Origin of the sequence: Streptomyces viridosporus T7A (assembly GCF_008704515.1) — a bacterium.
In the GTDB taxonomy this organism is placed as follows: Bacteria; Actinomycetota; Actinomycetes; order Streptomycetales; family Streptomycetaceae; genus Streptomyces; species Streptomyces viridosporus.
In genome coordinates, this window is record NZ_CP023700.1 from 6,123,880 (window position 1) to 6,149,581 (window position 25,702).

Consider the following 25,702-nt stretch of genomic DNA (forward strand, 5'->3'; position numbering starts at 1 on the left):
GGCAGCACGGCCTGGCCCGCGTTGGTGATTTCGTACGGTTCCAAGTCACCGGTCGGCTCGTCGAAACGGATGGGCCGGGGGACCGTCACGCCGTTGTAGGTGACGGTGCACCGTGTGGCCACGCCCGGCTCCTCGCTCACCTGGCCGCCCTCGCACGTGGCGCTGGTCCTCCCCGGTGTCCCGGCCATGGCCACGGTGCGTTTAGGCATCGTCCACAGCACCCGTTCGGTGAACGCGGCGTCGTCGGTGGGTTCCGGCGGCAGAGCGCCGAGCAGCGTCTTCACCGTCAGGGGTCCGGGCTCGGCCGAGGTGATCGCGGCGGGGAGTTCCTCGCCGCTCTTCGGCGGCGCGGTGTCCGCAGGGCGAAAGGCGCTGCCATCCGATCCCGGCCCGCCGCAGCCCGCGGTGACGAGAGCGATCACGGCTGTGCCCGGGAGAGTTCCCCCGATGCGCACGCAGCCCGACTCCAGCCAGACGCATGGCCGGTCGAGACGGTCGCAGTGAACAATGTCGGCAGGCTCCGGTGCTGCACCGAACGCCGGAGAACGGCCGTCGAGTTCTTCCTCGCCCCGGCCGGCACCGACGGCGACTGCGCCTGTGATCCCACACTGCGCCCGTGATCCCGCCGGGCCGGGCACCATCCGGCGGATGATGTGAGGGGTCCGACGAATCGCGAGTGGTCGTTTCCGGGGCCGCGTCTGCCGCCTTCGGGCGGACGGGGAGGCCGGATCAACGGGGCATGACCCTGCCGGGATTGGATCGTTGGCGTCCGGGCTTCGGGGAATCAGCCACCGGCCGCCCGTGGGCGGGTGATGATGCAAGCGACAGGCGATCAGGTCGGTGGCCGTGCGCATACGGTGGAGCGGCCTGCCCTGATGGACTTGGGGGACTTTATGACGTTCGAGCAAGAGTGGGCCGAACTGCGCGCGGCGGCGGCCAAGCGGACGGGCCTGCAGACCAACAGCGTTCCGGCCGCCGGCGGCGGAGGCGGTGGCGAGAAAGACCTGGTGGTCAATCGGGACGACCTCGGCGCCATCGGCAATGACGCGTATGACTTACTGGGAAGGCTGGCGAAGGAGGGTGACATCGCCCGTTCCTCCACGTTCGACGCGGCGACGGCGCTGACCAACGGCAACTTCGTGAGCGGTTCGGCCGTGCTGAAGGTGCACGACTTCTGGCGGACCCACCTGAAGACGCTGCTGGACGCCTGCGCGCAGATCTCGAATCACCTCGATTACAGCAAGGCCCAGCACGCCAAGGACGAGGCGAAGATCGAGGGAGACCTGATGCGGATCTCCGTGCTCACGGAATACATGAAATAGGGCTCGGGGGAACGCGCGACATGCTGAAGTACGAGGACATCATCGACGCCCCGGTGGCGAAGCTGAAGGCCGCCGCCGACGACTGGTCGGAGATGGCGGGGAAGCTGGACAAGCTCGCCACCGATGCCGCCGACGGAATGAAGGCCAAGGCGGACAGGGCGGCCTGGGAGGGCGTCAACGCAGGGGTCACCAAGGCGTTCATCGGCAAGACGGCCAAGGAGTTCGCGGACGCCGCGGCCGAGGCCAAGGGTGTGAAGCTGATCCTGGAAGAGGGCTACGCGGCCATCAAGAAGGCCAAGGACGACCTGATCGGCATCCGGGACCACGAGGGGCCCGCGGCCGGTATCCGCGTGGACGGCAACGGCAGGGTCACGGCGCGGAACCCGTTGTCCGAGAACGAGGCGGCGCGGCACGACCCCGACTACAGCGAGCTCCTGCGGGAGGAGAAGCGGAACATCGAGTCGTGGCAGAAGAGGATCGACCTCATCGTCGACAACTGCAACGACACCGACCTCGCCCTCAAGAACACCCTCGAGGCCAACGTCACCGACCGCAAGGACTTCAGCGCTCCGACGTACACGAAGCTGGACCAGGAGGAGGCCGCCCGCGCCGCCGCTCTGGCGGCCAAGGGCCGGGACATCACACACGCCGAACTTCAGCAGCTCAACGAACTGCTGAAGGACAACAGTTCGTCGGTGGAGTTCTCCAAGGGCTTCTACGGGAAGCTCGGCCCCGAGAAGTCGCTCGCGTTCTTCGGACAGCTCTCCATGGACACGTACGAGTACGGCAAGGTCGACCCGGAGCGCCTCAAGGACGTCCAGGAGCTCCAGCGGAACCTGGGCCTCAACCTGGCCACCGCCTCCCACGACAGGGAATTCACCGACAAGTGGGGACCGGAGCTCCGCAAGTTGGGTACGGAGCGTGTTCCGTTGGCCAAGCACGACTACGGCGGGCCGTTCGGATACCAGCTGCTCGGCGGGATCATGCGGTACGGGAACTACGACGCGAAGTTCCTCAACCCGATCGCCGAACACGTGGCGCAGCTGCACCAGAAGGATCCGGACATGTTCGCCGGGAACAAGATGGTGAACAGTCCGTTCAAGAACCCGTTCAACCCCTCCGGTGTGAACGGGGCCGGCTACGACCCGGCCACCGCCATGCTGGAAGCGCTCGGCAACAGCCCGGAAGCGGCGAAGAAGTTCTTCGCCGACCCCCCGACCGCCTACAACGAGGACGGCACGGTCAACCACGGTGCCACGGCCGACCTCGGCAAGGACAAGGACGGCGAGGCGATCGACAACTACCTCGACTTCTTCGGCAACGAGGAGTGGGAGTCCTTCCCCGACGTCAACTCGCTCGACCAGAAGGAGCTCGAGGCGTCGCTCGACCAGATGCCCGACGCCCTCGGCCACGCCCTGGAGGCGGCGACCCTCGGCTACCCGGCCGGGCACCCGGACGCCGGCGTGGTGCGGGACGCGGACAACGCCGCGGTCATGCAGAAGGTCATGGAGAAGTACGGTGCGGACCCGGGCCTGCTCAAGGAGCACCACGAGGCGATGGCCGACAGCCTGGGCGTCATGGGCGCCGGCTACATCGACGACATCAATTGGGCGTTGGCCAAGAACGATCCGGACAGCGTGTTCGCGCCGGGCAAGAACCCGGACGGGCACATCGACTTCGCGGACACCGCGGACGGGAACGGGCGGAGCGTCGTCCGGAGCTTCCTCAGCACCCTGGGCCAGCACCCGGACGCCTACGCGACGGTCTCGACCGCGGAGCAGGTCTACACCCGCAGCGTGCTGGAAGGGACCGTGGGCCCGGACGGGAAGATCACCGAGGCGGTCGAGGCCAGGGCCAGGGCGGCCGTGCGCGTGGGCGCCGAGGTGCAGGGCATGCTCGACCAGTCCCGGGCCGACCAGGTGGAGGCGACGAACCTCAAGACCCACGAGGACTACGAGAAGGCGGTCGCCAAGCGGGCGGGCTGGATCGAGTTCGGTGCCACGGCGGGCATCGCGGCGGGCGTCGCCTTCCTGCCCGCGACCGCGGCCGTGGGCACGGCCGCGGTGCTCGTCCCGCTGGCGACCGACACCGCCAGTGGCGCTGCCGAACAGGTCATAGGCCAGATGGTCGGCGATATCTCCGACAACTCGGTGGACGAACACAAGGAGAAAATGGAGGAGCTCACCGACGAGGAGAGAATGGAGATCTTCTCGGCCGGTGAGACCCTGGCCGAGGCACCGATGGAGGAGTTTCTGCGGCGGCACGTCCCGGACCCCGGGAACAGCACGTTCGCACAGGACCTACGCGAATCGATGCTGATCGGCTACGGGGTCGGCAACGACCGGGAGAACCAGCAGGGCAACGACCCGGAGACCGGCTGAGGCCGGCGGCCGAGGACACGTAAGGATGCGGATAGTGATCAGTCGTAGGCCGGTGCCCGTTGGACTCCTTGCCACGGCCGTGGCCGGCTTGTTGTGTCTCGGGGCCACCGGTTGTGGTGGGGACGGAGACGAGGAGGCGGCCGACAAGGCTGTGGCGGGGACGCAACTCTGCGGTGGCGACGCCGTGTCCGCCCAAGCGTCCAAGGCGCTGAAGGTGATCACGGGGTCGTCGCGGTTCGGGACGACGGCGGAGAAATCCACCGTCGCGCGGGCCGCGACGGACCTCGTCGAGGCGTTTCCGGTCGCCACCGGGGGGCGCGACGACGTCTGCCGCATCTACACGGCCGACGGTACGGCGGATTTCGCGATCCGAGTCACCTGGGGGCTGGTTGACGGCCCCCCGACGGGAACTCCGGCCCCGGATTTCACCGTGCTGAAGATGGGGGAGCGCACCCTGGCGGCGGCGAACAGGGCGTCGGTCCGGTTCGCGTGCCGGAGCGACAGGTTCCCCAACTCGACGAACGCGGCTCACGTCGCCATCGGTGTGGAGCGCTGGGGTATGCCGAGGGAGCCCGAGGGTGATGTCGAGGCGTTGAAGGACGCCTACGCGACCGTGGCCCACTCCGTCTCGCTGGCCATGGCCAAGGAACTGGGCTGCGAGAAGAACGGCGGGCTCCCCGCGCGGCCCGTGCTGGATCCCGCGTAGCCGCTGACGTACGCGGAAACGACCATGATCAGGCGGCCTTTCCTGTCCGGAGGAGGGGTCGTCTGCCGTATGCGGTGCGCCACGGACGAGCGGTGCACGGATCTCGTCTCCGAGGGGCGCCGACCTCGCGCTCGCCCACGATTCCGGCCCGGCCCGGCTCCCCGTGCCGGACGGTGCGGAGAAGCCCTCCTCGGCGAAGACCCGGTCGAGATCTGCGTACCGGTCGCCCGCCCCTCGCCGGCCCATGCCTTGCAGGCCGCAGCCGCGCCTCTCGGCCCACCCCGCTCGCCGCCTCTTCTCGAGCGTGACCTTGCGGTGCCGTCCCCCGGCCACGGTGGCATCGACCGGACGGCACCGCTCATGGCCGTCGTGGGACGGGGAGGCAGGGTCGCCCGTTTCGTTCAGATAGTCCTCGAAATCGTGTGTAAATGCCCCATAAGTAGCTACTCGGCCCGGGCGAGGCCCGTGACGTCCATGGGCCGACGGCGAGGAGTGAACAACTCGCTACCTGCAGGCAAAGAGACAAGAGGCAAGTCATGTCCACTTCCGCTTCCCGGTCATCCATGGAGATGCACCCGGACATCATCGATATGCGTGAGCGCCATGAGATGGCCGAGCGTGCGACCAGCACGCCGCAGGGGCAGGCCGTGGGGACACTGGCCTTCCTCACCGGTATCTACCTGGCGGCTTCCCCGTGGATCACGGGCTTCAACGGCCTGTCGACGCTCGCCGTCAACAACCTTCTCGTCGGTCTCGCTTACGCGCTGCTGATGAGCGGCGGGTTCGGCCGAGCCTACGAACGCACCCACAGTATGGCGTGGGGCGCGTGTGCCCTGGGTCTTTGGACGATCGTCGCACCGTGGGTGGTGGCGGGTGACGTCAGCACCACGAAGACCATCGTCAACAACGTCATCACAGGGGTGATAGCCGCTCTGCTGGCCCTGGCTGCCAGCGCAGCCGCCCGTGCAGCCGAGTCCGGCAAAGCCCGAGCGGGCACGGCGGCACCGCACACACGGCGCGGCTGAAACCCGCCCCACCGGATCGGTCGATCGGGGGGCCGGGACGAGAGCGGCTGCAGCGTCCTGGAACGCCTCCGGACCCGGCCCGCCGCCGAAGCCGTCACTCTCCTCGGCGGCGACCCCGACGATCCGGCCCGCGGCGTCGTCCCGGCGGTCACCTCCGCCGACCCCACCATCGACGGGTCCGGCGTTCGCCACAGCCCGTCCAGCGTGCGGGGGACGAGTGGCCCCCGCTTGCGGCGTGAGCGGGTCGGGGCGCTCACTGCCGCTTCCGCTGCTTTCACTGCGCCGGGACGATCGCGGGGCGGCGGCGAGCATCCCGGCCGGGTCGGTGATCACCTTCTGCGTGGCGGAAGGGATCTTTTGACGCCCGGGACGTCACGCACGGGGTCGTAGACGCTCAGTGGCACACCGGGAAGGCGTCCGCGGGCGGCCGTCGGGGTGGGAAGGGGTGGGTGTGGTCCGTCGAGGGCCGCAGCCGGAGCGGTCTCCAGCGCGTTCCGCGACCGGGGGAGAGGAAGATCCTCCTCGACCCGGACCGTCAGTTCCCCGCCGTCCGGGACCGAGGCTCGTACGGCGGGCCGCAGCACCGTCTCCTCCGCGGGTGCAGGCGATGACCCGCCGCCGCGAGAGGGTCACAGGCTCGGCCGACTCGAACATTCCGGTCAGCCGCCGCGGTACCCGTGACGGCGGGGATCGATCCGAGGAGGGAAACGGTGCCGCAGACCGACGACGAACTGCTCGCCTTCGACACCAGTGACCTGGAGGACTGGGACGAGCAGCGTGCGCGAGCCGCCCTCGGCGGAAGGCACGGCGCCTTGTACCGCAACCACCTGCGCATCGCTCTGCACCTCGACTCCTGGGCGGAGGCCGAGGGCCGCCGGACCGATGTCGACGCACACTACAGAGCCGGATACAGGCAGGCCCTGCAGGACATGGCCGCGTTCCTCAGGCAGACCTACTACCTGCCCCGCGACCCGGATTGAAGCCCGTTCACGCCCGGCTCCGTGTCGATCCGTCGCTCGCATGCGGGGAATCCCCCGGCAACCGAAGGAGGCTTCAGATGAACGCCCTTCCGCATTCCGGCACGATCCAGCGCCGCCCCACCGGACGGCGTGCCGACAGGAAGCTGCTCGGCATCTATCTCAACGACCACCTCGCCGGCGCCACCGCCGGCACCGCACGCGCCACCCGCCTGGTGCGCACCGCCCGCGGTTCCGCGCTCGGCCGCGCGATCGAGCCCGTAGCGGCCGAGATGGCCCGGGACCGGGCAGCGCTGCTGGACATCATGCGGGATCTCGGCGTTCCCGTTCGCCGTTACAAGGTGTGCGCGGGCTGGGCGGGCGAGAAGCTGGGACGGCTGAAGCCCAACGGCCACCTGGTACAAGGCTCCCCGCTCGGCGTCGTACTGGATCTGGAAGCCCTGCGGCTGGGGGTCGAGGGAAAGGCGGCCGGCTGGCAGACCCTGCGCCGACTCGGCGCAACCGACGAGCGCCTGGACCCTGCCCGGCTCGACACCCTGCTCGAACGAGCCCGGCGGCAGCAGGAGAGGATCGAGGAGTGGCGCGTCCGCCGGGCCGAGGAAGTACTGGCCGCAACAGTCGGCTGAGTCCCTGCGTCAGGGAGGCGGTGGCCCGCCCCGCGAAGTCGTCAGGGGCGGGCGTCGAGCAACTCCTCGACCAACGACATGGCGCCCTCCGTACCTCGCGAGCAAGGGGCGGAACCGTCCGGTGAAGTCCGGTTCGTTCCTACGGTGCGCCGAGTCGGGGGCCCGTCGGCGGAGGCGGACCACATGCCCGTGGCGAGGGCTTCCGTCGCGGTCGTGCCAGGTCGGCCACTCGGACGGACCCGCCGACGGACGGGGCCGGCCCGTCGTCCGGGCGCTCACTGCTTCCTCCGTGGGTGTCAGTCGGGGCTCTCCTCGGACTCCGCTCGCTCCTCCAGGGTCTCGTCGGTGGTCTCGCCGGACGTGTCGGGCTCGGGGTGCCCTTCCTCCTCCGGATGGACGTCCCGCTCGTCCGTCTCCCGCTCCAGAGGCGACGTGGGTTCGCGCTGTGCTTCTCCGGAACTGCTCATGGCTGCCTCCCTCGGGCGCCGCTGCGGACGTACCGGGTCCCCCCGGGGCCGTGGCGCAAAACGAGTTCCGGAGAGGCTGCATGGCCCGGCTCGGCCCGTGGGGACTCCGCCGTCTCCCCGGTGGGGGGCGACGTGCCCTGCGGATCCGCACACCGGACGATGCCCGCGGTGTCGTGGGAGGCGATGCCCGGCCTCGAGTACTCGTGGCGGCAGCGGCCGGGGACGGCGGATCGGCGCGACGCCTCGTCCTCATGCCCACGTCGGCGGGCGGCTGCCCGGTCACGTCCACGACGCGAGACGGCCGGCGTCGCCCGGCGGGTGCGGACCTGCTCGGCGCGGCCCACGGACCGGTCGGCGGCCCACGGACCGGCCGGCGGCCGGGGAACTGAGCACGCTCACCTGGCGATCCACAGCCTGTCCCCGGACGAGGCGCCGCGGGTCCACCGGGTGTTCGAGGAGAAGACGGACGGCTGCGGGCGCGCGGTGATCCGGCCGGGCGACTGACCGTGGTCCACCGCAGGCGGCCCTTGCTCCGTTTGCCTTCCGCGCAGGCGGGGACCCGGCCGATCATGAGCGCTACGCCACGCCGCCGCCCACGGATGCGGCAGAGCCGCGTCCCGTCGCTGCCGGACCGGCTGGAGCGGGATCCTCGCCGGGCCGCTCTCCGGGGGCACGGTCACCGGCGGATGCGTCCGGTGCCCGTGGCACGGCAGTGCCTTCCGGCTCGCGGACGGCTGGACGTCCGCGGCCCGGCCACCGCACCGCAGCCCGCCTTCGACGCCCGGATCCTCGACGGCCACGTCGAGATACGCCTGCGCCGGGCCGACCGGGACGAGCGCGTGCCGAACGACCGGGAAGCGGAGCGGCAACGGGTCGGAACAGGAGGGGGCACCACTCATGGACACAGCAACTGACAGCCGCTTCGCAGGACGCCTGCACCGGCTTCTCCAGCGCACCGGACGAAGCTACTCAGCAGGGAACGACCGGCCGTTGGGCGGCTACCTCGCGGCCATGACGGGCTTCGCGGCGTACACGGCGGCCTGGGCCACGGCGGTACGGCTGCGCGGCCGCCCCCTGCCCGACCGGCCCGAGCCGTGGGACGTGGTCCTGACCTCGGTCGCCACTTTCCGGCTCAGCCGGCTGCTGAGCAAGGCCTCGGTGACCAGCCCGCTGCGGGCCCCCTTCACGCGGTACGTCGGCCCGCAGGGCCCGGCCGAACTGCACGAGGAGGCGCAGCCCGAGGACGGCAAGCGGACCGTCGGCGAGCTGGCGACCTGTCCTTTCTGCATGAGCGTCTGGGTCGCCTCGACCCTGACCGCCGGCCAGTTGCTCTGGCCGCGCGCGACCCGCACCGCCATGGGCGCGCTCGCCGCCGTGGCCGGGGCGGACACGCTGCAACTGGCGTACAGCGCGCTGGTCGAGAAGACGACCGGCGAATGACCCGGCCGCGGAGACAGCGGTGCGGGCCGGCCGGCCCGGCGCGGCCTGCGGCGCCTCGGCCCGGAACGCGTCTGCCGGGAGTCAGGAGGCCGGCGAAGACACCCGCCCTGGGACGCAGGGCATGGGGAGCCCGAGCCGTACGTGCCTGACGCCTTCCGAGAAGTGCACCACGGGCTCGCCGAGCGGAGCCTCCCCCAGGCCCGCCGCGGTGGTCAGGGTCTCCTCCAGTACCTCGACGGTGGCGTGGGCCAGCGGCCACGGCTCATGCTCGACGGGCGTCTCCCAGAGCACGCCGAGCCGACGGGTGTACGCCCGCCAGCGCGAGGTCAGCCACACGTCCCGCTCCGTCGGCTCGATCGGGTCGCCGCGACGGACGAGAACGCGGTAGGAGGCGTCCCCGTTCCCTCTCGTACCGGAGTACGCGACGGTGTCCCCGTCCGTGGAGACGCTGAGGCTGCCCGGGTTGTACGGCGCACCGATGGCGCGGGCCGCCAGCATGAGGGGGAAGGCCACCTCGAGGGACAGGAACCACAGCCCGTCGCGCCCGTCACGGCACCGGACGTAGGTCCGCAGGTTCGTCTCCGCGAACGTCGGGAGGCCGGGCAGCGCGGCCGGGACGCCGGGCAGGCGTACGTCCGCCATGACGAGGGGCGTGAGCCCCACCCATGCGGCGCCGTCGTACTCGTCCACCACCAGTTCCTCGGGCAGCAGCGCCTGTACCGCCTCCGGCCGGAAGGGCCGGTGGACGAACGTCTGCGTCAGCCAGCCGGCCCGCAGCGCGGGCAGACGCACCCGCTGTTCCGCTTCCCGTGCCACCACGGGCGGCGGGTCCCCGCGCACGGTCGGGGAAAACACGGCATGGACCTGGGGGGCCGCCCGGCCGCGGCAGCGGTCCGTTCCTCCCGCCCGAGCGATGAAAGCGTCACCGTCCGCGGCCGTGTCGAAGCAGGGCGGGCAGCCGCCGGGAGCGACGGGGCCCCCGTCCCCCCGCCCCCCGTCCGTCCGGTGGGCCCGGGTCAGTCCGGGGTCACGCCGGTCCCGGCCCCCAGCAGGCGCTCGGCGAGGGCCTCCGCCTCGCGGGCCTTCGGGGCGTTGAAGAACAGCACCCGGCCGACGACCGGGTCGCCGGTGTAGTAGCGCTCGTAGAGCGCCTGACGGGCGGCGAACGGGCTGCAGGTCATGTCCCAGACCATCCGCATCACCTGAAGACGGCGCTCGGCACTGATCTCCGGGCCGTGGACGTACTTCTCGACGAGGTGGCCGATCTCCTCGTGCCGCAGCTCGCCCTCGGTCATCACGATCGCGCCGCTGCCCGCGACCGTCCGGAGCACCTCGACCGCCTTGGCGATCGCGTACGGGAAGAAGAACGTCAACGCCGCGATGCCGACCCGCGACTCCTCGCCCGGGTGGCCGTGACCGCGCAGCGCCGATGCGGGGTCGCGACGCTCGCCGATCCGGCGGCTCAGGTCGAGGGCGGCCCCGTCGAGGAGGCCCTCGGCGACGTTCAACAGCCCCATGATCTCGCCGAGTTCCTCCTGGTAACGCGGAGAGGCCGCCCGGCCCGTCGTCCGGGCGGCCACCGTGGCCAGGCCGGCGAGGAACTTCAGTTTGGAGGTGCTGCGCGCCGCGCCCTGGAGCGGGCCGTAGCCGACCGCGTTGCGCACCACGTTGTTGTAGGCGTCCAGGTCGCCGGCGACGACGACCCGGTCCTCGGGGACGAAGACGTCGTCGAAGACGAGGATCGCGTCACCCTCGTCGAACCGACCGCTCAGCGGGGTGTCGAAGAGGCCGTCCCCGCGGTCGTAGGCCTGCCGGCAGACGATCTTGAGGCCGGGTGCGTCGAGCGGCAGCATGCAGACCAGGGCGTAGTCCTCCTGGCCGGGCCGGCGCGGTGCGTACGGGCCGACGAAGACCTCGTTGGCCACCGGGGCAAGGGTGGAGAGCAGACGCGCGCCGCGGATCACGATGCCGTCCGCGCGGCGCTCCACGATGCGCACCGCCTCGGGCGGGGCGTCCTGCGTCGAGCGGTCGCTCTGCGGGTCCACCAGGGTGTGGGTGACCGCGAGGTCCTCCCGCCGCAGCCGGGCGAGACAGGCGTCCATCCGGGCCGCCTCCTGGTGCTTGCCGACGTGCTCGAGGCTGCTCTTGACGTCGAGCAGGTAGGCGTTCATGAAGTCCGGGAGCCGGCCCATCAGGCCGTAGGTGAGCTCGGTCCGGAGCCGGTCGCAGCGCTGCCGGGCCAGCACGTCCCCGTGGTCGCGCGCCTCGAGCAGGGTGGTGCTGCAGGCCTCCCCGCTCGCGGCGTCCCACACCGTCAGCACGTCGGCGAACTCCGGGTCCAGCTGGGCGTCGTAGAGTCCGGCGAGCGTCGTGAGCACGCCCCGGAAGGCGGGGTGGGCGGTGACGTCGTCGACCCGCTCACCGTCGATGTACAGGCTGCGCCCGTCCCGCAGGCTCTCCATGAACGCGGCACCCGAACGAAGTCCCATGTCGTCACTCCTTGTCTCCTCGGGATGAGGCTTGGCGCGTGCGTCCGCCGGGGACGCGACGTGGTGGCCCGGCTCCCGGACGCTGGGGCAGGGGGGACCGCCGCCGGGCCGCCGCGGTGGCGGCCCGGCCGGGGGAGCGGAGGTCAGCGGCCGAGCAGGAAGTCGAGCTGGATCCGGTTGAAGGTCTCGGTCTGCTCGTACTGGGGCCAGTGGCCGGCGTTCTCGATCACCGCGAGCCGGCCGCGCGGGATCAGGTCGGCGATCCGGCGTCCCTCGTCCACCGGACCCGAGGGGTCCTTGGTGGTCCACACGACCAGCGCCTCCGCCTCGATGGCGCGCAGGTCGTCGTCGGTGAGCATGTTGCGCCGCCGGGTCTCCAGGTCCTGCAGCGCCATGTTCATCCGGCAGGCCATCTTCCAGTCCGGCTGCTCGAAGATCGCCTGCCGGGTCCTGATCAGGTCGTCGGTGACCATCGACGGGTCGGCCATCAGCCACTCCAGGCGGGCCTTGACCCGCTCCCAGGAGGGGTCCTCGGCGGCCTGCGTGGACAGCGTCAGCAGCCGCTCCATCACCTGCGGGTTGGCCATCGTGCCACCCATCGTGTTGAGCACGATCCGCTCGGTGCGCTCGGGGTGCAGCTGCGCGAACCGCGCGGTCACCCAGCCGCCCAGCGACTCCCCGCTGAAGTACGCGCTGTCGTACCCCAGCGCGTCCAGCAGCCGCTGCACCTGGTCGAGGTAGTGCGGGATCTCCAGCGGGTGCTCCGGCTTGGTGGAGTAGCCGTGGCCGATGAAGTCGACGGCGTAGCAGTTGAAGTGCTCCGCGTGCGCGGCCAGGTTCCGCACGTACGCCTCGGCGTGCCCGGTGATCCCGTGCAGCATCAGCAGCAGCGGCTTGTCCGGGCTGCCCGACTGCAGGAACCGGGTCCGGTACGGCCCCGTCTCCAGGTATCCCTGCCGGAACTCGACCTGCGCCAGGTCGGACCACACGCTCGTGTACGACATCGTCTCTCCTTGTGTTTCTGGCGGGGCGCCCCGGGCGGGCCCGGGCGGCCTCAGACGGGGGCCGGGGCGGCGGGGCGTTCGGCGAGGAACCCGAGCACCAGCCGGGTGAACTCCGAGGCGCGCTCGTGGGGCACCCACAGTCCGGTCCGCTTGAACAGGTGCAGCTGGGCGTCCGGGATCTGCTTGAGCAGGAAGAGGGCGTTGTCGAAGCCCTGCACCCGGTTCTCGGTCCCCCAGACGATCAGCGTCGGCGCCGCGATCCGGCCCAGTTCCTGCCACAGCGGCTCGGCCGGCACGCCCGCCGACTCGGCGGCGGCCCGGCGCTCCTCGCCGCCGGCGACCGACTCCAGGTACCGCTCCTCGACGAGTGCGTCGGTGACCAGTCCGGGGTCGAACATCATCATCCGCAGGTAGGCGCGCATCTTCTCCCGCGACGGGCCCTCGCCCGCGTAGTAGGAGCGGATGGCCTTCTGGCCCTCGGACGGCATCGTGCTGAACAGCGGGACCCCGCCGGCGCTGGAGACCAGGACCAGGCGGTCCACGCGCTCGGCGTGGTGCAGGGCCATCGCGATCGCGACCGCGCCGCCGGTGGCCAGACCGACCACGCTCGCCCGCTCGATGCCCAGTTCGGTGAGCATCGCGGCGAAGACGTCCGCGTGGGGCCGGTACTTGCCGCCGGTCAGGTCGATGGTGTCGGACCGGCCGTAGCCCGGCAGGTCGACGACCAGGACCCGGGCGTGCCGGGACAGTTCGGCGAGGTTGGTGCCGAAGTTGCCCCAGCCCGAGGCCCCGGGCGCCCCGCCGTGGATGCACAGCAGCACCTCCGGTCCGGTGCCGGCCTCGTGGTAGTGCAGGCGGGTGCCGTCGACGGTGACGAAACGGGAGGTGGACTCCCGGGTCGGCGGATGGGGGGCGGCGGGCATCAGACCTTCACCGCCGCCGGCATCTCGCCGCCGAAGAAGTCCATGCCGTAGGCCTGGTACAGCGGACCCGCGTAGTTCTGCACGTGGTGCAGGGCGCTCTGGCAGTCGCGCCACATCCGCTGCATGGGGTTCTTGGCGTGCAGCTGCGAGCCGCCGCTGACCTTGAAGACCTCGTCGGCGGCCGCGGCCGCGCGGTGCGAGGCGGAGACCTGGTTGCGGCGGATCCCGGCACGCTCGGAGAGGGTCAGCAGCCGGCCGGAGGAGACGATGTCGAAGGCCCGGTCCACGTCGTGCAGGACGTGGCGGAGGCTGGCGTCGATGTCGGCGGCGGCCGGAGCCAGGGCGGAGAGCTGGAACGGGTCGCGGCTGGCGGAGCCGAACCGGCTGCTGCGCTCCCGGGTCCACCGGACGTACGCGTCCAGGGTGCCCTGGGCCAGGGCGATCGTCGCCGTGGTGATCGCTCCGGAGAAGATCACGTTGCGCGGCATCGAGTACAGCGGCGCGTCCCGGCCGGCGATCGGCCCGGCGCTGCCGTCGGTGACCGGGTCGGTCCGGATCAGCCGGTGCCCGGGCACGAAGGCGTCCTTGACCACGATGTCCTTGCTGCCGGTGCCGCGCAGCCCGATGACGTCCCAGGAGTCGTGCAGGATCTCGTAGTCGTCGCGCGGGAGGACGAAGTGGATCGTCTCCCGGTCGGTGACGTTGCCCTCCTGGTCGGTGATCAGGCCGCCGATCATCACCCACCGGCAGTGGTCGGTGCCCGAGGAGAACGGCCAGCGTCCGTTGAAGACGTAGCCGCCCTCCACCGGTCGCGCCCGGCCCATCGGGGCGTACGGCGAGGCGACCCAGGTGTCCGGGTCCTCGCCCCAGATCTCGCGCTGCATCCGCGGGTCGCCCTGGGCGAGCTCGTGCGGGTGGACGCCCACCACGCCGGCGACCCAGCCGGCCGCGCCGTTGCGCCGGCCGATCTCGTGGACGACGCGCAGGAAGTCGGTCGGGTGGGACTCGAAGCCGCCGAAGTCGCGGGGCTGGAGCATCCGGATCACCCCGGACTCGCGCAGCACGGCAGCGACCTCGTCGCTGACCCGGCCGAGTTCCTCGGACACGGGTCCGTCGCCCTCCAGCAGCTCGGCGTGCTCCAGCACGCGGTCAAGCACGGGGTTCATGGCGCCTTCCTCTCTGGTGTGGCAGACGGGTCAGTGGTGGTCGACGGAGTGGTGGCCCCAGAAGTGCGCGGTGTCGTACCGCGTGGGCGTCCAGGTCTCGTCGTCGATCTTGATGCCGCCGGTGCCGAACTCGAGCCCCACGTCGGACGGGGTCAGCAGGTAGAAGCTGACCATCCGGTCGTTGCTGTGCCGGCCGAACGTCTTCAGCAACCGGTGCGGTTCGTCCTCGATGTGCTCCATGGCCCGGCCGATCACGTCGAGGTCGGTGACCTCGAGCATGAAGTGGCCCACGCCCAGCGGGCGGCCCTCCACCTTCGGGGTGAAGGCGAAGGAGTGGTGGCGGCGGTTGCAGTGCAGAAACGTTGCTGCGAGGTTCGGGGCGAGGTCGATGTGGTCGGAGAGCCGGAAGCCCAGGACGTCGAGGAAGAGCGACTCGTAGCGGGCACGGTCCGAGACCACCTGCAGGACGTGGCCCACGCCCTCGGTCCCGGCGACGAACTCCGCGCCGATCGGGGAGGCGAACCGCGCCGAGGAGGTGCTCAGCCCCCAGAAGATCTCGTGGTCGTAGCAGTCGTCGGGGTCGCGGAAGCGGATCAGGTCCGAGACCATCCGTTCCCGGGCGACCGCCTCGCCCGGGCGGGTGACCTCGTACCCGGCGGCGACCAGGCGCTCCTCCAGCTCGGCGAGCTCGGCGGGGCCCCTGGTCTCCCAGCCGACCGCGCGGACGCCGCCGGTCTCGCCGGGACGCACCTCCAGCCGGTAGGCCTTCTCGTCGATGCGGAACAGCAGGCGGTCGTCGCCGCGGCGGTCGGCCATCAGCCCGAGCACCCGCTGGCCGAAGTCCTGCCAGTGGTCGAGGTCGGTGGCGGTGAACTGCAGGTAACCGAGGGCGGTGACGCGGGCGGTCATGTCTCTCCTTCGCGGTTGTGCGGTCGTGCGGCGCGGAGCGGGGCGGGTTCAGCCGAGCACGCGGTCCTGTCCGAACCGGATCTGGATCAGGTCGGCGACCTCGGCCGCCCGGTCCCGTACCTGCGCACTCCACCGGGCGACGGTCCGCCCGTCGGCCCCGGCCGGCGGGAAGGACATCCGGACCGCCAGCCGCGGGGTGCCGGCCATCGGCACCGCCACGGTGATCGAGCGGACGTCGTAGGTGCCGTCCGGGTCGAGGTCGGGTTCGTAGTAGTCGAGGCGGTCCAGGTGCATGCTGAGCACCTGGCGCTGGCGGCGCGGGGTCGGCTCGCCGTGGATGTAGCGGGTGACGTCCTGCCAGGTGTCCTGGTCCGGGGCGTGGCCGACCAGGCAGAGCGAGTAGCCCTGGACGGCGACCCGCTCCGCGAGCTCCCGGCAGCGCTCGCGCGCCGCCTCGTCCTTGCGCGGCAGCCGGTCGAGCCAGCGGGCGAGTCCCGTCTCGTCGGCGGGGTCGAGGTGGACCGCGCCGATGGGCGGCAGGTGCGGCAGCCGCAGGCCGATCTCGAAGTAGGTGGGTGTCGCCGAGCCCCGCTCGGTGCCGATCACCACGTCGTGGTCGCCGATCGACGCGAGCAGCGAGACGTCGGCCGACTCCTCGGCGGCCAGCGCGGCCAGCGGCTCCATCGCCGCCTCGCTGAGCCGGGCGGCCCGGATCAGGTCGTGCTCGCCCGGCACCAGGAACGACGACGGTGCGAAGCCGCCGAAGCCGCCCTGGAAGAAGAGCAGCGGAGAGGTCGGACGCTGCACCTGGAGCGCACGGACCTCGCCGAGCACGATGTAGTGGTCGCCGGCGTCGACCAGTCGGTGGTAGGAGCAGTCGACCCAGGCGACCGAGTCGCGCAGGATCGGCGCACCGGACGGCGACGGCTGCCACTCCACGCCGGCGAACGACTCCGGGCCGCGCCAGCTCGTGACGAGGTCGGCCTGGTCGGCGGCGAGCACGTTGACGCAGAAGGTGCTCGCCTCCCGCAGCCGGGCGAAGGTGCGCGAGGCGCGGTCGGGCATGAACCCGACGAGGGGCGGGTCGAGCGAGACGGAGGTGAAGGTGCCCACCACCATCCCGATGTGCTCGCCGCTGTCGAGGGTCGCGGTGATCAGGGCCACCCCGGTCGGGTAGTGCCCCAGCGCCTCGCGGAACGTGTGCGGGTCTATCGCGGTCAGGGCCGCGCCCGTGGTCGTCTCAGACATCGCGGATCAACCTGTAGACCTGGCTGCGCAGTTCGGCGAACCGCGGCAGCGACTTGGTGGCGACCTGCTCGCGCGGGGCGGGCAGGTCGACGGTGAGCAGACTGCGGATACCGGCCGGCTTCCCGCCGAGGGCGAGCACCCGGTCGGAGAGGTAGACGGCCTCGTCGATGTCGTGGGTGACCAGCAGCACCGTGATGCCGAGGTGCTCGCGCACCCGCAGCAGCAGGTCCTCCAGGTCCGCCCGGGTCTGGGCGTCCACCGAGGCGAACGGCTCGTCCATCACCACGACGGCCGGCCGGTAGGCCAGCGCCCGCGCGATCGCGACCCGCTGCTGCATGCCGCCGGAGAGCTGCCAGGGGTAGTGGCCGGTGAAGTCCGACAGCCCGACCTCGGCCAGCGCCTCCCGGGCGGTCCGCTCCCGCTCGTCCTTGGCCACGCCCGCCGAGCGCAGCGGCAGCACCACGTTGTCGAGCACGCTGAGCCACGGCATCAGCGACCGGCTGTAGTCCTGGAAGACGATGGCCAGCCCGCGCGGGGGAGCCTCGATCCGCTCGCCGTCGAACAGCACCTCGCCCTCGCTGGGGCGGCGCAGCCCGGTCAGGCACTCCAGGAGCGTGGTCTTGCCGACGCCCGAGGGGCCCACGACGCACATCAGCTCGCCGCGGCCGACCTCGAAGTCCAGGCCCTTGAGGACCTCGCGCTCGCCGTAGCTGTGGCCCAGCCCGCGGACCCGCATGATCGGGCCGGAGGCGCCGCCGTCCGGCTCGTCCTTGCTCAGGGTGGTCTGCGTCTTCATCGCTGGTCCTCCTTCTGCTTGGTGGAGCCGCGGTGCCAGGCCAGCACCCGGGCCTCGACGAGGCCGAACGTCTTGTTCGCCGCGTAGCCGATGAGGCCCAGGACGATCAGGCCGGTCCACATCGCGACGATGTCGAACGTGCGCTGCGAGTCGAGGACGAAGTAGCCCAGCCCGCCCGGACTGCCGACCATCTCGGTGAGCACCATCGCCACCACCGACATCGACAGCGCCACCCGGGCACCGGCGAAGATCTGCGGCATGGCGGCGGGAACGACGAGGTGGCGGATCCGGTGCCAGGCACTGAGCCGGTAGCCGGCCGCGACCTGGTGCAGCACCGGGTCGACGGAACGGACGCCCTCGACCGTGTTGAGCAGGATCGGCCAGGTGGAGACGAAGGCGATGGTGATCACCTTCATGTCGTCGTCGGTGCCGAGCAGCAGCATCATGATCGGCAGCAGCGCCACGCTGGGCAGCGCGCGCATGAACTCCACCAGCGGCCGGGTCGCGTCCTCCAGGGCCGGCACGGACCCGAGGGCCAGACCGAGCACCACGGCGACGGCGAACCCGATGCCGAACCCGGAGACCAGCCGGATCACGCTGGGCAGCGCGTCCTCGACGAGGTGCTCGAAGAACCACAGGTCGACGAAGCGGTCGGTGATCTCGGCGAGTGGGGGCCAGTAGAGCGAGGTGCTGCCGGCACTGAGCCACCACCAGGCGGCGACCAGGAGCACCGGGAGCCACAGTTCCCGTGCGACGGCGGTGACGACGCGCAGCGTCCTGCTCATGACGCACCTCCCTTGCGGACCGAGGGGTGCCACCACAGCAGGCGGCGCTGGAGCAGCACGAAGACCAGGTTGAGCACCAGGCCGAGGAGCGCCGCCGTGAACGAGTAGACGAACGCCCGGTGGGTGTCGTTGATCTGCATCGCCTGCAGCAGCAGGTAGCCCAGTCCGTCGGAGCCGCCGAGGAACTCCGAGCTGATCGCCATCAGCAGCGAGATCGTCGCGGCGATCCGCAGGCCGACGAAGACGAAGGGCAGCATGGACGGAGCGATCAGGTGGCGCAGCCGGTGCCACCGGGTGAGGTGGTAGGCCTGCCCCACCCGGCGCAGCTGCGGCGAGATCTCGCCGACGGCGTACGAGGTCTGGATGATGACCGGCCAGACCGCGGACACCACGATGAGGACCAGGCCGAGGCTGCGGGTCGCGCCGAACATCAGCAGGAACAGCGGCAGCAGCGCGATCGCGGGCACCGTCCGGCCGAAGTCCAGGATCAGCTGGGTGCTGCGCCGGGCGCGTTCGTCGGCCCCGATCAGCAGGCCGACGGGCAGACCGACCAGGACGGCCAGGCCCAGGCCCAGCAGGGCGGTCTCGACCGAGGTGGCGATGTTCGACCAGTAGACGGAGGTGCCGGCCAGGTCGACCGCGGACTCCATGCTCTCCAGCGGCGTGGGAAAGCCGCTGGAGGATCCGGGTCCGCGGGCGAACAGGTGCCAGACGACGAACGCGACCAGGAGCGCCAGGAGCCTGTTGACCAGGCGCCGGACGCCGGGTGGCGCCGTCCGGAGCGGGGTGCGGGTCACGGCAGGATCAGCTTCCCCGCGTCCGGGGCGGCCTTCTCGAACATGTCGTACTTGTCCATGTACTGGACCGAGAACTCGATGTCCTCCTGGGTCAGCGGCTTCTCCGCGTAGACCGGGAAGGCCGCCTTCTCCAGCAGCGCCGCGTCCGCCTTGAGTACCTCGGCGGCGGTCTTCACCAGCAGGTCGCGGTCGCCGTTGACGGTCTTGTTGCCCTCGCGCACCGCCTCCGCGAACGCCTTCACCTTGTCCTGGTTCGCGTCGGCGAAGGCCCGGGTGGTGACCCAGACGTACGCCGATCCGCCGCCGCCGGAGTTCACCGGGCCGAGCGGGTGCAGCTCGCCCTTGGCGCGCTCCACGGTGCCCACCGGCTCGGGCGTGGTGGTCGCGTCGACCTGGCCGGACTTCAGGGCGGCCAGCGGGTCCGGGGACTCGACGAACTTGATGGTGGAGCTGTCGCCGCCGGCCTCGTCGACCGATCCGCGCAGGTCGACCCAGGGCGCGCTCTTGATCTGGGGCACGCCGACGGTCTTGCCGGTCAGGTCGGCCAGCGACTTGATCGGGGAGCCCTTCTTGACCCACACGTTGGCGAAGCTGAAGTCCTCCTGGCCCTCGGGGATGCCTCCGTCGGTGGCCGCGGCGACGTAGACCAGGTCGACACCCTGGCCCGCGGCGACGAGCGAGGTGGCGGTGTCGAGCAGGGCGAGGTTCACCTTGCCGCCGAGCAGCTGCGGGACCATCTCGGTGGACGTCTTCGCCGTACTGATCTCGACGTCGAGGCCGTGCTTGTCGAAGACGCCCTCGTCGTCCGCGGCGAAGGCCGGGACACCGTTGAGCGAGGCGAAGACGGCCAGCTTGAGCGGCCCGTCACCCGACGACTTCGAGCCGGAGTCGTCGGAGGAACAGGCGGTACACAGGGCCAGCGCCGCGACGGCGGTCGTGGCGAGAGCGCGAAATCGAGTGGAAGCCATGAGGGTCCAGTCCTTCTGTCGTGCCCGAGAGCTCGGCTCGTGCGGAGGATGTGTCCGTGACGGGCACGACGACAGTGACAAAGCAGGGCCCGTGAGTGGCCCGATCCCTCACCAATCGGAATTTCATCTCGGCTGACTCGGAAACCTCGACGTAACGGAAGACGTCACGTACGTTCCGTGTGCACACATCTTTCACATGGCTGAAACTGTTCCCTCTCCGGGGAACGTCGGGTGACGGGAGGAAGCCGAGATGAGCGAGATCAACGGCAAGCGCGGAGTGCTGGCGCGGGCCTTCGACATCCTCGGCTGTTTCACCGGAGGCGTGCCCGAGCGCTCGGTCGCCGACATCTGCGCGGTGACCGATCTGCCACCGGCCACCGTGCACCGGATGCTCGCCACCCTCTCCGAGCACGGCGCGATCGAGCGGACCGGCCGTGGCCGCTACCGGCTCGGCCCGCGCCTGTGGCGGCTCGGCCACGGCGTCCCGGACATCCGGCTGTTGCGCGACTGCGCCCGCCCGGCCCTGGTCGACCTGCACGCGAGCACCCGGCTGCCGGTCGCCCTGGCGACCCGTGAGGGCGACCGGCTGCACATCATCGACAAGATCGCCGGACGGAACACCGTCCGGGTCTGGGAGCAGCTCGGGGCGCCGGTGCTGGACGAGCACCCCGCCGGTCTGGTGCTCCTGGCCTGGGGCGGGGACTCGGACCGCCGGCCGGCGTCGCGCCCGCTGCGCAGCGAGGAGCAGTTCGCCTGGCGGCAGAAGCTGGCCCAGGTGCGGCAGCTCGGCTTCGCGCACTCTCCCACCGGCACGCAGCACACCTCCCCGCTGGTCTGGGCGGCCGCCCCCGTCTTCGCCGAGGACCAGTCGGTGAGCACCTGTGTGATGATCGGCGGCCGCCGGGGCCAGCACCCGCCGGTGTCGCTGGGGCGCCTGGCCCGTACGACGGCCCGGGACATCTCCGCCGGTCTGCGCAGCGGCGCGGACGACACCCCGCTCAGCCGCACGCACGCCTGAACCGGCGGACCGCACCGGGAGGCCGGCCGCGCCGCCCGGGCGGGCGGCGCCCTCGGGGCCGGCGCACGGTGCCGGTGCGGCCGGACCCGTGGGACGGGCCGCCGACCCTCGGGCGATCGGCCTCGTCGTCCCGCCGACACGGCCACCGGCCCAGGTGCCGGCCGAAACGCTCCGGGCGCCGGTTCCCCGACGAGCCGATCGGCCACGACCGCCGCGCCGCGCACCGCGCGGCCCCGGCGTCGCGGCCGCTTCCTCCCTGCGCCTCCGGCCGGCGGACCGGGACCGGTCCCGGTCCGGTCCCGGTCCCGGGCCACCGGCCGGAGGTGAGGCGTCCGGCGCATCGCCCCGCCGCATGTGCGACGGCTCCCGGCCGACCGCGGTGAGCACCGGCCTCCTCGGGGCGGTTCCCCGGCCCCGCGTGGCCGCCGAGGACTCGTGTGTCCCGAGGCTCGCGTGTCCCGAGGCTCGCTTGTCCCCTCCGGGGCGAGGTCGGCCGTACGGCGGCGGGGGAGGGAGGGCGTGGGCGGTGGCCACGCGGGCCCGGCGGTCCGGCCTGCCGCCCTCGGCCGACGGGGCGCCGCGTGTCCGCCGGCCGATCGGCCCGGGGAACCGCCGCCCGGTCCACCGGTCGCCCGCGCCCGGTCGGATCAGCCGCCCGGCCGGATCAGCCGTCCGGCCGGATCAGCCGTCCGGCCGGACCAGCCGGACGAACCGGACCACCCGACCGATCGGCCACCCGATCACCCCGACAACCGGACACCGGGGCCGGCAGTACCCGCGGCACCCGCCTCTCCGGCCGACCGCCGCACGTGTCCGTCATGCCCGGCCACCAACTCGCTTTCCGCTGGATGCGAGCCGGGGACCGCTCGGCCCGCACTGCTCCGACACTGGTCACCGCGGGTCGCCGAGGAGCCCCGCGGATCCACCGTAGAGAGGACAGCTGTGAGCGTCGCCCCTCCCACGCCGCAGCAGGCCGGTGCCACCGCGCAGCTGGTCGGCTTCGTCTGCCACCGGGACCACCGGGCCGAGCCCGCCCCCCGGGTGGCCCTGCGCGGCCTGGTGGTCGACACCGTCGGCGTCGCCGTGGCCGGGCTCACCACCCCCGCGGCGGTGCTGGTGCGCGACTGGGTCGAGGACCAGTCACCGTCCGGCGCGCTCGCGCCGGACGGGACGGCGGCCGTCTGGGGCACCGCGGGCAGGCTCGGACCGGCCGACGCCGCCCTGGTCAACGGCACCGCCGCGCACGCCCTGGACTGGGACGACGCCGCTCCCTCCATGGCGATGCACCCCGCGGCGGTCCTGCTGCCGACGCTCTTCGCGCTCGCCGCCCGCCGTCCGGTGACCGGTGCCGGTCTCGTCGCCGCCTACAGCGTCGGCTCCGCCGTCTTCCGCGCGGTCTCGGAGGTGCTCCCGCACGCCGTCCACTACGGCCGCGGCTGGCACAACACCTCCACCACCGGACGGCTGGCCGCCACCGCCGCCGCCTGCCGGCTGCTCGGCCTGGACACCGGCGCGACCGCCCACGCCCTGGGCATCGCCGCCTCCCAGGCGGCCGGGAGCCTGGCCAACTTCGGCACGATGACCAAGCCGATGCACGCCGGCCTCGCCTCCCGGGACGCCGTGATGGCCGTCGGGCTCGCCACGCGGGGCTTCACCGCCCATCCCGCCCAGCTGGAGGCGCGCGGCGGCTTCCTGGACCTCTTCGGCGACCACGACCCGGAGCGCACGGCGCTCCTGGGCGAGCGCCTGGAACACTGGATGACCGGCTGGACCGACGACTACGCGCTCAAGGCCTACCCCTCCTGCTTCGCCACCCAGCGCGCGATCGACGCGGGGATCTCCCTGCGCGAGGAGCTGGGCGCCGATCCCGGCCGGATCGCGCGGGTGGAGGTGACCCTCGAACACGGCGGCACCCGACCACTGCGGGACACCGGGCCGGGCAACGGGCTCGAGGCCAAGTTCTCCCTGGAGTACACCCTCGCCGTCGCCCTGCTGACCGGGGACGTGCGGCTCGCCGACTTCACCGACGAGGCCCTGCGACGTCCGGGCGTGGCCGAGCTGATGGCCCGGATCGAGCTCGCGGAACGGCCGCCGGCCGCGGAGCCCGGCCACACCGTCGTCCGGCTGCACACCGACGACGGCCGGGTCCTGGTCCGCGACGTCCACCACTCCCGCGGCGACTCGCACCGGCCGCTCTCCCGCGCCGAACTGGCGGCGAAGTTCCACCAGTGCGTGGGGCACGGCCCGGCCGCCCGGTCCTGGTTCGAGGCGCTCCACGCCGTCCCGGACGCCGACGACCCCCGGGACCTGCAGGCACTCCTCGCCGGCCCACCCGCACGCGACTGACCCGGCCCCGCCCTTCACCGGCCGCATCCCGCAGCGCGCCGTACCCGAGACCAGGAGGATCCCGATCATGACCGACACCTTCACCGAGGAAGCGACCAGCCGCTTCGTGGAACTGCCGAGCGGACGCGTCCACTACCACGAGTACGGGGAGGGGCATCCGCTCGTGCTGCTGCACGGCTCCGGCCCCGGCGCGACCGGCTGGAGCAACTTCGCGGCGAACATCCGCGAGCTCGGCGAGCGGTTCCGCTGCCTGGCCGTCGACATGCCCGGCTGGGGCAAGTCCGACCCGGTCGGCTACGACGACCGCGACCACGCCGCGACCGCGCTGGAGTTCCTCGACGCGCTGGGGATCGAGCAGGCGGCGTTCATCGGCAACTCGATGGGCGGCGCCACCTCGATCATGTTCGCCGCGACCCACCAGGAGCGGGTCAGCCACCTGATCACCATGGGCGCCGGGGTCGGCGGCGCCCACCTCTTCGTGCCCGGCGGCGGGCCGAGCGAGGGCGTGAAGGTGCTGCAGCGGACCTACCGCGAGCCCACCGAGGAGAACTTCCGCGACCTGGTCGAGGTGATGACCTTCGACCCGGCGCACGCCTCGGAGGAACTGGTCCGGCTCCGCCACAAGGCCGCGGTGGAACGCCCGGACCACCTCGCCAACTTCGCCGCCGGCATCGGCAGGCCGCGCCCGCACATGGCCACCCACGCCCAGATCGCCGGCATCACCGCACCGTCCCTGTTCTTCCACGGCCGCGACGACCGGGTCGTGCACTACGAGAGCTCGCTGAAGCTGGTCTCCCTGGTGCCCCGCTCCCGGATGGTGCTGCTGGCCGGCTGCGGCCACTGGGCCCAGCTCGAGCACGCCGACGAGTTCAACCGCACCGTCACCGACTTCCTGCTCCACAACTGAAGAAGAAAGGGCTTCCGCCATGCACGAGGTACACGAACGGATCCTGGCCCGCGCCGAGGAGATCGCCGCCGAGGCCGCGCCCAGCGACGAGCTGGGCCGACTGACCGACGAGGCGGCCGAGGTGCTGCGCTCCAGCGGCGTCATCCGGATGCTGCAGCCGGCCGAGTTCGGCGGCCACGAGGCCAGTCCGGTCGACTTCTTCCGCACCCTGCGGGACATCGGGGTCCAGTCCTCCTCCGCGGGCTGGGTGGCCGGCGTGGTCGGGGTCCACGCGTTCGAGGTGGCGCAGATGGACATCGCGGTGCAGAAGGAGATCTGGGGCGAGGACCCGGACACCTGGATCGCCTCGCCGTACGCCCCGCTGGGGCGCGCGACCCCGGTCGAGGGCGGGTTCCGGTTCTCCGGTCGCTGGCCGTTCTCCTCGGGCACGGACCACTGCCGGTGGATCATCCTGGGAGGCCTGATCGTGGACGAGGAGGGCAGGCCGGTCCCGGGCGGACTGCGCCACTTCGTCCTGCCGCGGGCGGACTACGAGATCATCCAGGACTCGTGGGACGTGGTCGGGCTGCGCGGCACCGGCAGCAAGGACATCCTCATCGAGGACAAGTTCGTCCCCGAGCACCGGATCCTCGACCCGGTTCCGATGGAGGACGGCGGCCTGGCACACCGGGTCGGACGGGGCGACTCGCCGCTGTACCGGATGCCGTTCCACCCGATGTTCACCGCGGGCATCACCACCGCGACGGTCGCGATGGCGCAGGGCGCCCTGGCGGCGTTCGTCGCCTCGATGCGGGGCCGGGTCACGGCCCGCGGGGTGCGGACCGCCAGCGACCCGCACCAGCTCGCCGTGCTGGGCCGGGCGATCTCCGACCTGGAGGCCGGCGAGGTCCAGCTGTTCGGGGACATCGAGCGGATGTGGGAGCGGGCACAGCGCGACGAGCGGTTCCCGGCCGAGGAACGGCTTCGGGTCCGCCGCAACCAGGTCCGCATCGCCCGCCGCGCGGTGGACGCCGTCGACGAGCTGTTCCTGCACGCCGGCGGCTCGGCGCTGCGCAGCGACTCCGCCCTGCAGCGGTGCTGGCGCGACATCCACGCCGCGATGAACCACGCCAGCAACAACGCCGACCCGATCTACCAGGCCTACGGCCTGAACACCTTCGGTCACCCGGTACCGGCCTCCGTGCTCTTCTGACCCGCCCCGCACGCCGGTCACGCCGCATCCCGGCCCCCGCGCCCCTGCCGGTGATGCGTGCACGCGGCCCCCGCGTGCCGTCCGGCGACCACGCCACCACCCCGTTCGTCCCCTCCCGGAGGTAGCCCGCATGTCCGTTCCGCACCGCGCCCCTCTTCCCCCGGACAGGAGGCACGCATGAGGAGGCACGCATGAGCGCCCCCGAGTACA

Annotated in this window: 23 protein-coding genes and 1 pseudogene; 12 read left to right on the forward strand and 12 right to left on the reverse strand. The window is 72.0% G+C overall.

Annotated elements, in window-relative coordinates:
* The first annotated feature begins 893 nt into the window (after window positions 1-893).
* The 6 genes from CP969_RS28280 to CP969_RS28305 all read left to right on the forward strand — a co-directional run bounded on the left by CP969_RS28280 (window position 894) and on the right by CP969_RS28305 (window position 7,037).
* A complete protein-coding gene (locus CP969_RS28280) occupies window positions 894-1,322 on the forward strand; it encodes a hypothetical protein (protein WP_016824327.1) in 429 nt (142 codons plus the stop codon).
* 20 nt (window positions 1,323-1,342) lie between these two features.
* Complete coding sequence (locus CP969_RS28285) at window positions 1,343-3,703, forward strand: hypothetical protein (RefSeq protein WP_016824326.1); 2,361 nt, start codon at window positions 1,343-1,345, stop codon at window positions 3,701-3,703.
* A 25-nt stretch (window positions 3,704-3,728) separates the two neighbouring features.
* On the forward strand, window positions 3,729-4,409 hold the full coding sequence (locus tag CP969_RS28290) for a hypothetical protein (protein ID WP_016824325.1): 681 nt from the start codon (window positions 3,729-3,731) through the stop codon (window positions 4,407-4,409).
* Window positions 4,410-4,972: 563 nt separating this feature from the next.
* A complete protein-coding gene (locus CP969_RS28295) occupies window positions 4,973-5,434 on the forward strand; it encodes an SPW repeat protein (protein ID WP_004982411.1) in 462 nt (153 codons plus the stop codon).
* Window positions 5,435-6,144: 710 nt separating this feature from the next.
* Complete coding sequence (locus CP969_RS28300; protein ID WP_016824324.1) at window positions 6,145-6,414, forward strand: hypothetical protein; 270 nt, start codon at window positions 6,145-6,147, stop codon at window positions 6,412-6,414.
* A 77-nt stretch (window positions 6,415-6,491) separates the two neighbouring features.
* Entirely contained in the window at window positions 6,492-7,037 is a 546-nt protein-coding gene (locus CP969_RS28305; protein WP_004982407.1) for a hypothetical protein, read from the forward strand.
* Window positions 7,038-7,333: 296 nt separating this feature from the next.
* Here the strand turns inward: CP969_RS28305 and CP969_RS33325 are convergent, their stop codons facing one another.
* On the reverse strand, window positions 7,334-7,504 hold the full coding sequence (locus CP969_RS33325) for a hypothetical protein (protein WP_016824323.1): 171 nt from the start codon (window positions 7,502-7,504) through the stop codon (window positions 7,334-7,336).
* Between the two features lie 648 nt (window positions 7,505-8,152).
* Between CP969_RS33325 and CP969_RS28310 the strand changes: the two are divergent.
* Both CP969_RS28310 and CP969_RS28315 read left to right on the forward strand, forming a co-directional pair.
* Window positions 8,153-8,418, forward strand: a pseudogene (locus CP969_RS28310) (Rieske (2Fe-2S) protein); the annotation flags it as partial.
* On the forward strand, window positions 8,402-8,944 hold the full coding sequence (locus tag CP969_RS28315) for a DUF1360 domain-containing protein (protein ID WP_004982397.1): 543 nt from the start codon (window positions 8,402-8,404) through the stop codon (window positions 8,942-8,944). The pseudogene CP969_RS28310 and the gene CP969_RS28315, both read left to right, overlap by 17 nt.
* Before the next feature lie 81 nt (window positions 8,945-9,025).
* Here the strand turns inward: CP969_RS28315 and CP969_RS28320 are convergent, their stop codons facing one another.
* From CP969_RS28320 to CP969_RS28370, 11 genes are all read right to left on the reverse strand, one after another.
* Window positions 9,026-9,763 (reverse strand): YqjF family protein, encoded by a 738-nt coding sequence (locus tag CP969_RS28320; protein WP_051044387.1) that lies wholly within the window; start codon window positions 9,761-9,763, stop codon window positions 9,026-9,028.
* 197 nt (window positions 9,764-9,960) lie between these two features.
* Window positions 9,961-11,433, reverse strand: a complete 1,473-nt coding sequence (locus CP969_RS28325) for a 4-hydroxyphenylacetate 3-hydroxylase N-terminal domain-containing protein (protein ID WP_004982389.1) — start codon at window positions 11,431-11,433, stop codon at window positions 9,961-9,963.
* A 143-nt stretch (window positions 11,434-11,576) separates the two neighbouring features.
* The gene (locus CP969_RS28330) at window positions 11,577-12,437 is read right to left on the reverse strand and encodes an alpha/beta fold hydrolase (RefSeq protein ID WP_004982388.1); all 861 of its coding nucleotides are present in this window, start codon (window positions 12,435-12,437) and stop codon (window positions 11,577-11,579) included.
* A gap of 50 nt (window positions 12,438-12,487) precedes the next feature.
* A complete protein-coding gene (locus CP969_RS28335; protein ID WP_004982386.1) occupies window positions 12,488-13,360 on the reverse strand; it encodes an alpha/beta fold hydrolase in 873 nt (290 codons plus the stop codon).
* Window positions 13,360-14,526 (reverse strand): acyl-CoA dehydrogenase family protein, encoded by a 1,167-nt coding sequence (locus CP969_RS28340; protein ID WP_004982383.1) that lies wholly within the window; start codon window positions 14,524-14,526, stop codon window positions 13,360-13,362. Before CP969_RS28340 ends, CP969_RS28335 begins: the two co-directional genes overlap by 1 nt.
* A 30-nt stretch (window positions 14,527-14,556) precedes the next feature.
* On the reverse strand, window positions 14,557-15,435 hold the full coding sequence (locus tag CP969_RS28345; RefSeq protein ID WP_016824318.1) for a VOC family protein: 879 nt from the start codon (window positions 15,433-15,435) through the stop codon (window positions 14,557-14,559).
* Between the two features lie 48 nt (window positions 15,436-15,483).
* Complete coding sequence (locus CP969_RS28350) at window positions 15,484-16,683, reverse strand: flavin reductase family protein (RefSeq protein ID WP_004982378.1); 1,200 nt, start codon at window positions 16,681-16,683, stop codon at window positions 15,484-15,486.
* Complete coding sequence (locus CP969_RS28355) at window positions 16,676-17,479, reverse strand: ABC transporter ATP-binding protein (RefSeq protein WP_016824317.1); 804 nt, start codon at window positions 17,477-17,479, stop codon at window positions 16,676-16,678. Before CP969_RS28355 ends, CP969_RS28350 begins: the two co-directional genes overlap by 8 nt.
* Window positions 17,476-18,264 (reverse strand): ABC transporter permease, encoded by a 789-nt coding sequence (locus CP969_RS28360; RefSeq protein ID WP_004982374.1) that lies wholly within the window; start codon window positions 18,262-18,264, stop codon window positions 17,476-17,478. Before CP969_RS28360 ends, CP969_RS28355 begins: the two co-directional genes overlap by 4 nt.
* Window positions 18,261-19,061 (reverse strand): ABC transporter permease, encoded by an 801-nt coding sequence (locus CP969_RS28365; RefSeq protein WP_004982373.1) that lies wholly within the window; start codon window positions 19,059-19,061, stop codon window positions 18,261-18,263. Before CP969_RS28365 ends, CP969_RS28360 begins: the two co-directional genes overlap by 4 nt.
* The gene (locus CP969_RS28370; RefSeq protein ID WP_016824316.1) at window positions 19,058-20,029 is read right to left on the reverse strand and encodes an ABC transporter substrate-binding protein; all 972 of its coding nucleotides are present in this window, start codon (window positions 20,027-20,029) and stop codon (window positions 19,058-19,060) included. Before CP969_RS28370 ends, CP969_RS28365 begins: the two co-directional genes overlap by 4 nt.
* 250 nt (window positions 20,030-20,279) lie before the next feature.
* Here CP969_RS28370 and CP969_RS28375 point away from each other — a divergent pair, with 250 nt between their 5' ends.
* The 4 genes from CP969_RS28375 (at window position 20,280) to CP969_RS28390 (ending at window position 25,492) form a co-directional block, all read left to right on the forward strand.
* Window positions 20,280-21,047, forward strand: a complete 768-nt coding sequence (locus CP969_RS28375) for an IclR family transcriptional regulator (protein ID WP_016824315.1) — start codon at window positions 20,280-20,282, stop codon at window positions 21,045-21,047.
* A gap of 942 nt (window positions 21,048-21,989) precedes the next feature.
* Window positions 21,990-23,393, forward strand: a complete 1,404-nt coding sequence (locus CP969_RS28380; protein WP_016824314.1) for an MmgE/PrpD family protein — start codon at window positions 21,990-21,992, stop codon at window positions 23,391-23,393.
* A 67-nt stretch (window positions 23,394-23,460) separates the two neighbouring features.
* Window positions 23,461-24,300 carry an alpha/beta fold hydrolase gene (locus tag CP969_RS28385; RefSeq protein ID WP_004982364.1) on the forward strand — a complete coding sequence of 280 codons (840 nt, stop codon included), beginning with the start codon at window positions 23,461-23,463 and terminating at the stop codon, window positions 24,298-24,300.
* A gap of 19 nt (window positions 24,301-24,319) precedes the next feature.
* Window positions 24,320-25,492 carry an acyl-CoA dehydrogenase family protein gene (locus tag CP969_RS28390; protein ID WP_004982356.1) on the forward strand — a complete coding sequence of 391 codons (1,173 nt, stop codon included), beginning with the start codon at window positions 24,320-24,322 and terminating at the stop codon, window positions 25,490-25,492.
* The last annotated feature ends 210 nt before the right edge of the window (window positions 25,493-25,702 follow it).

What these genes read in the sequence shown, in the direction of transcription:
- CP969_RS28280 (WP_016824327.1), top strand. Translation starts at nt 894, where the DNA reads ATGACGTTCGAGCAAGAGTGGGCCGAACTGCGCGCGGCGGCGGCCAAG.
- CP969_RS28285 (WP_016824326.1), top strand. Translation starts at nt 1,343, where the DNA reads ATGCTGAAGTACGAGGACATCATCGACGCCCCGGTGGCGAAGCTGAAG.
- CP969_RS28290 (WP_016824325.1), top strand. Translation starts at nt 3,729, where the DNA reads ATGCGGATAGTGATCAGTCGTAGGCCGGTGCCCGTTGGACTCCTTGCC.
- CP969_RS28295 (WP_004982411.1), top strand. Translation starts at nt 4,973, where the DNA reads ATGGAGATGCACCCGGACATCATCGATATGCGTGAGCGCCATGAGATG.
- CP969_RS28305 (WP_004982407.1), top strand. Translation starts at nt 6,492, where the DNA reads ATGAACGCCCTTCCGCATTCCGGCACGATCCAGCGCCGCCCCACCGGA.
- CP969_RS33325 (WP_016824323.1), bottom strand. Translation starts at nt 7,504, where the DNA reads ATGAGCAGTTCCGGAGAAGCACAGCGCGAACCCACGTCGCCTCTGGAG.
- CP969_RS28315 (WP_004982397.1), top strand. Translation starts at nt 8,402, where the DNA reads ATGGACACAGCAACTGACAGCCGCTTCGCAGGACGCCTGCACCGGCTT.
- CP969_RS28325 (WP_004982389.1), bottom strand. Translation starts at nt 11,433, where the DNA reads ATGGGACTTCGTTCGGGTGCCGCGTTCATGGAGAGCCTGCGGGACGGG.
- CP969_RS28330 (WP_004982388.1), bottom strand. Translation starts at nt 12,437, where the DNA reads ATGTCGTACACGAGCGTGTGGTCCGACCTGGCGCAGGTCGAGTTCCGG.
- CP969_RS28335 (WP_004982386.1), bottom strand. Translation starts at nt 13,360, where the DNA reads ATGCCCGCCGCCCCCCATCCGCCGACCCGGGAGTCCACCTCCCGTTTC.
- CP969_RS28340 (WP_004982383.1), bottom strand. Translation starts at nt 14,526, where the DNA reads ATGAACCCCGTGCTTGACCGCGTGCTGGAGCACGCCGAGCTGCTGGAG.
- CP969_RS28345 (WP_016824318.1), bottom strand. Translation starts at nt 15,435, where the DNA reads ATGACCGCCCGCGTCACCGCCCTCGGTTACCTGCAGTTCACCGCCACC.
- CP969_RS28350 (WP_004982378.1), bottom strand. Translation starts at nt 16,683, where the DNA reads ATGTCTGAGACGACCACGGGCGCGGCCCTGACCGCGATAGACCCGCAC.
- CP969_RS28355 (WP_016824317.1), bottom strand. Translation starts at nt 17,479, where the DNA reads ATGAAGACGCAGACCACCCTGAGCAAGGACGAGCCGGACGGCGGCGCC.
- CP969_RS28360 (WP_004982374.1), bottom strand. Translation starts at nt 18,264, where the DNA reads ATGAGCAGGACGCTGCGCGTCGTCACCGCCGTCGCACGGGAACTGTGG.
- CP969_RS28370 (WP_016824316.1), bottom strand. Translation starts at nt 20,029, where the DNA reads ATGGCTTCCACTCGATTTCGCGCTCTCGCCACGACCGCCGTCGCGGCG.
- CP969_RS28375 (WP_016824315.1), top strand. Translation starts at nt 20,280, where the DNA reads ATGAGCGAGATCAACGGCAAGCGCGGAGTGCTGGCGCGGGCCTTCGAC.
- CP969_RS28385 (WP_004982364.1), top strand. Translation starts at nt 23,461, where the DNA reads ATGACCGACACCTTCACCGAGGAAGCGACCAGCCGCTTCGTGGAACTG.
- CP969_RS28390 (WP_004982356.1), top strand. Translation starts at nt 24,320, where the DNA reads ATGCACGAGGTACACGAACGGATCCTGGCCCGCGCCGAGGAGATCGCC.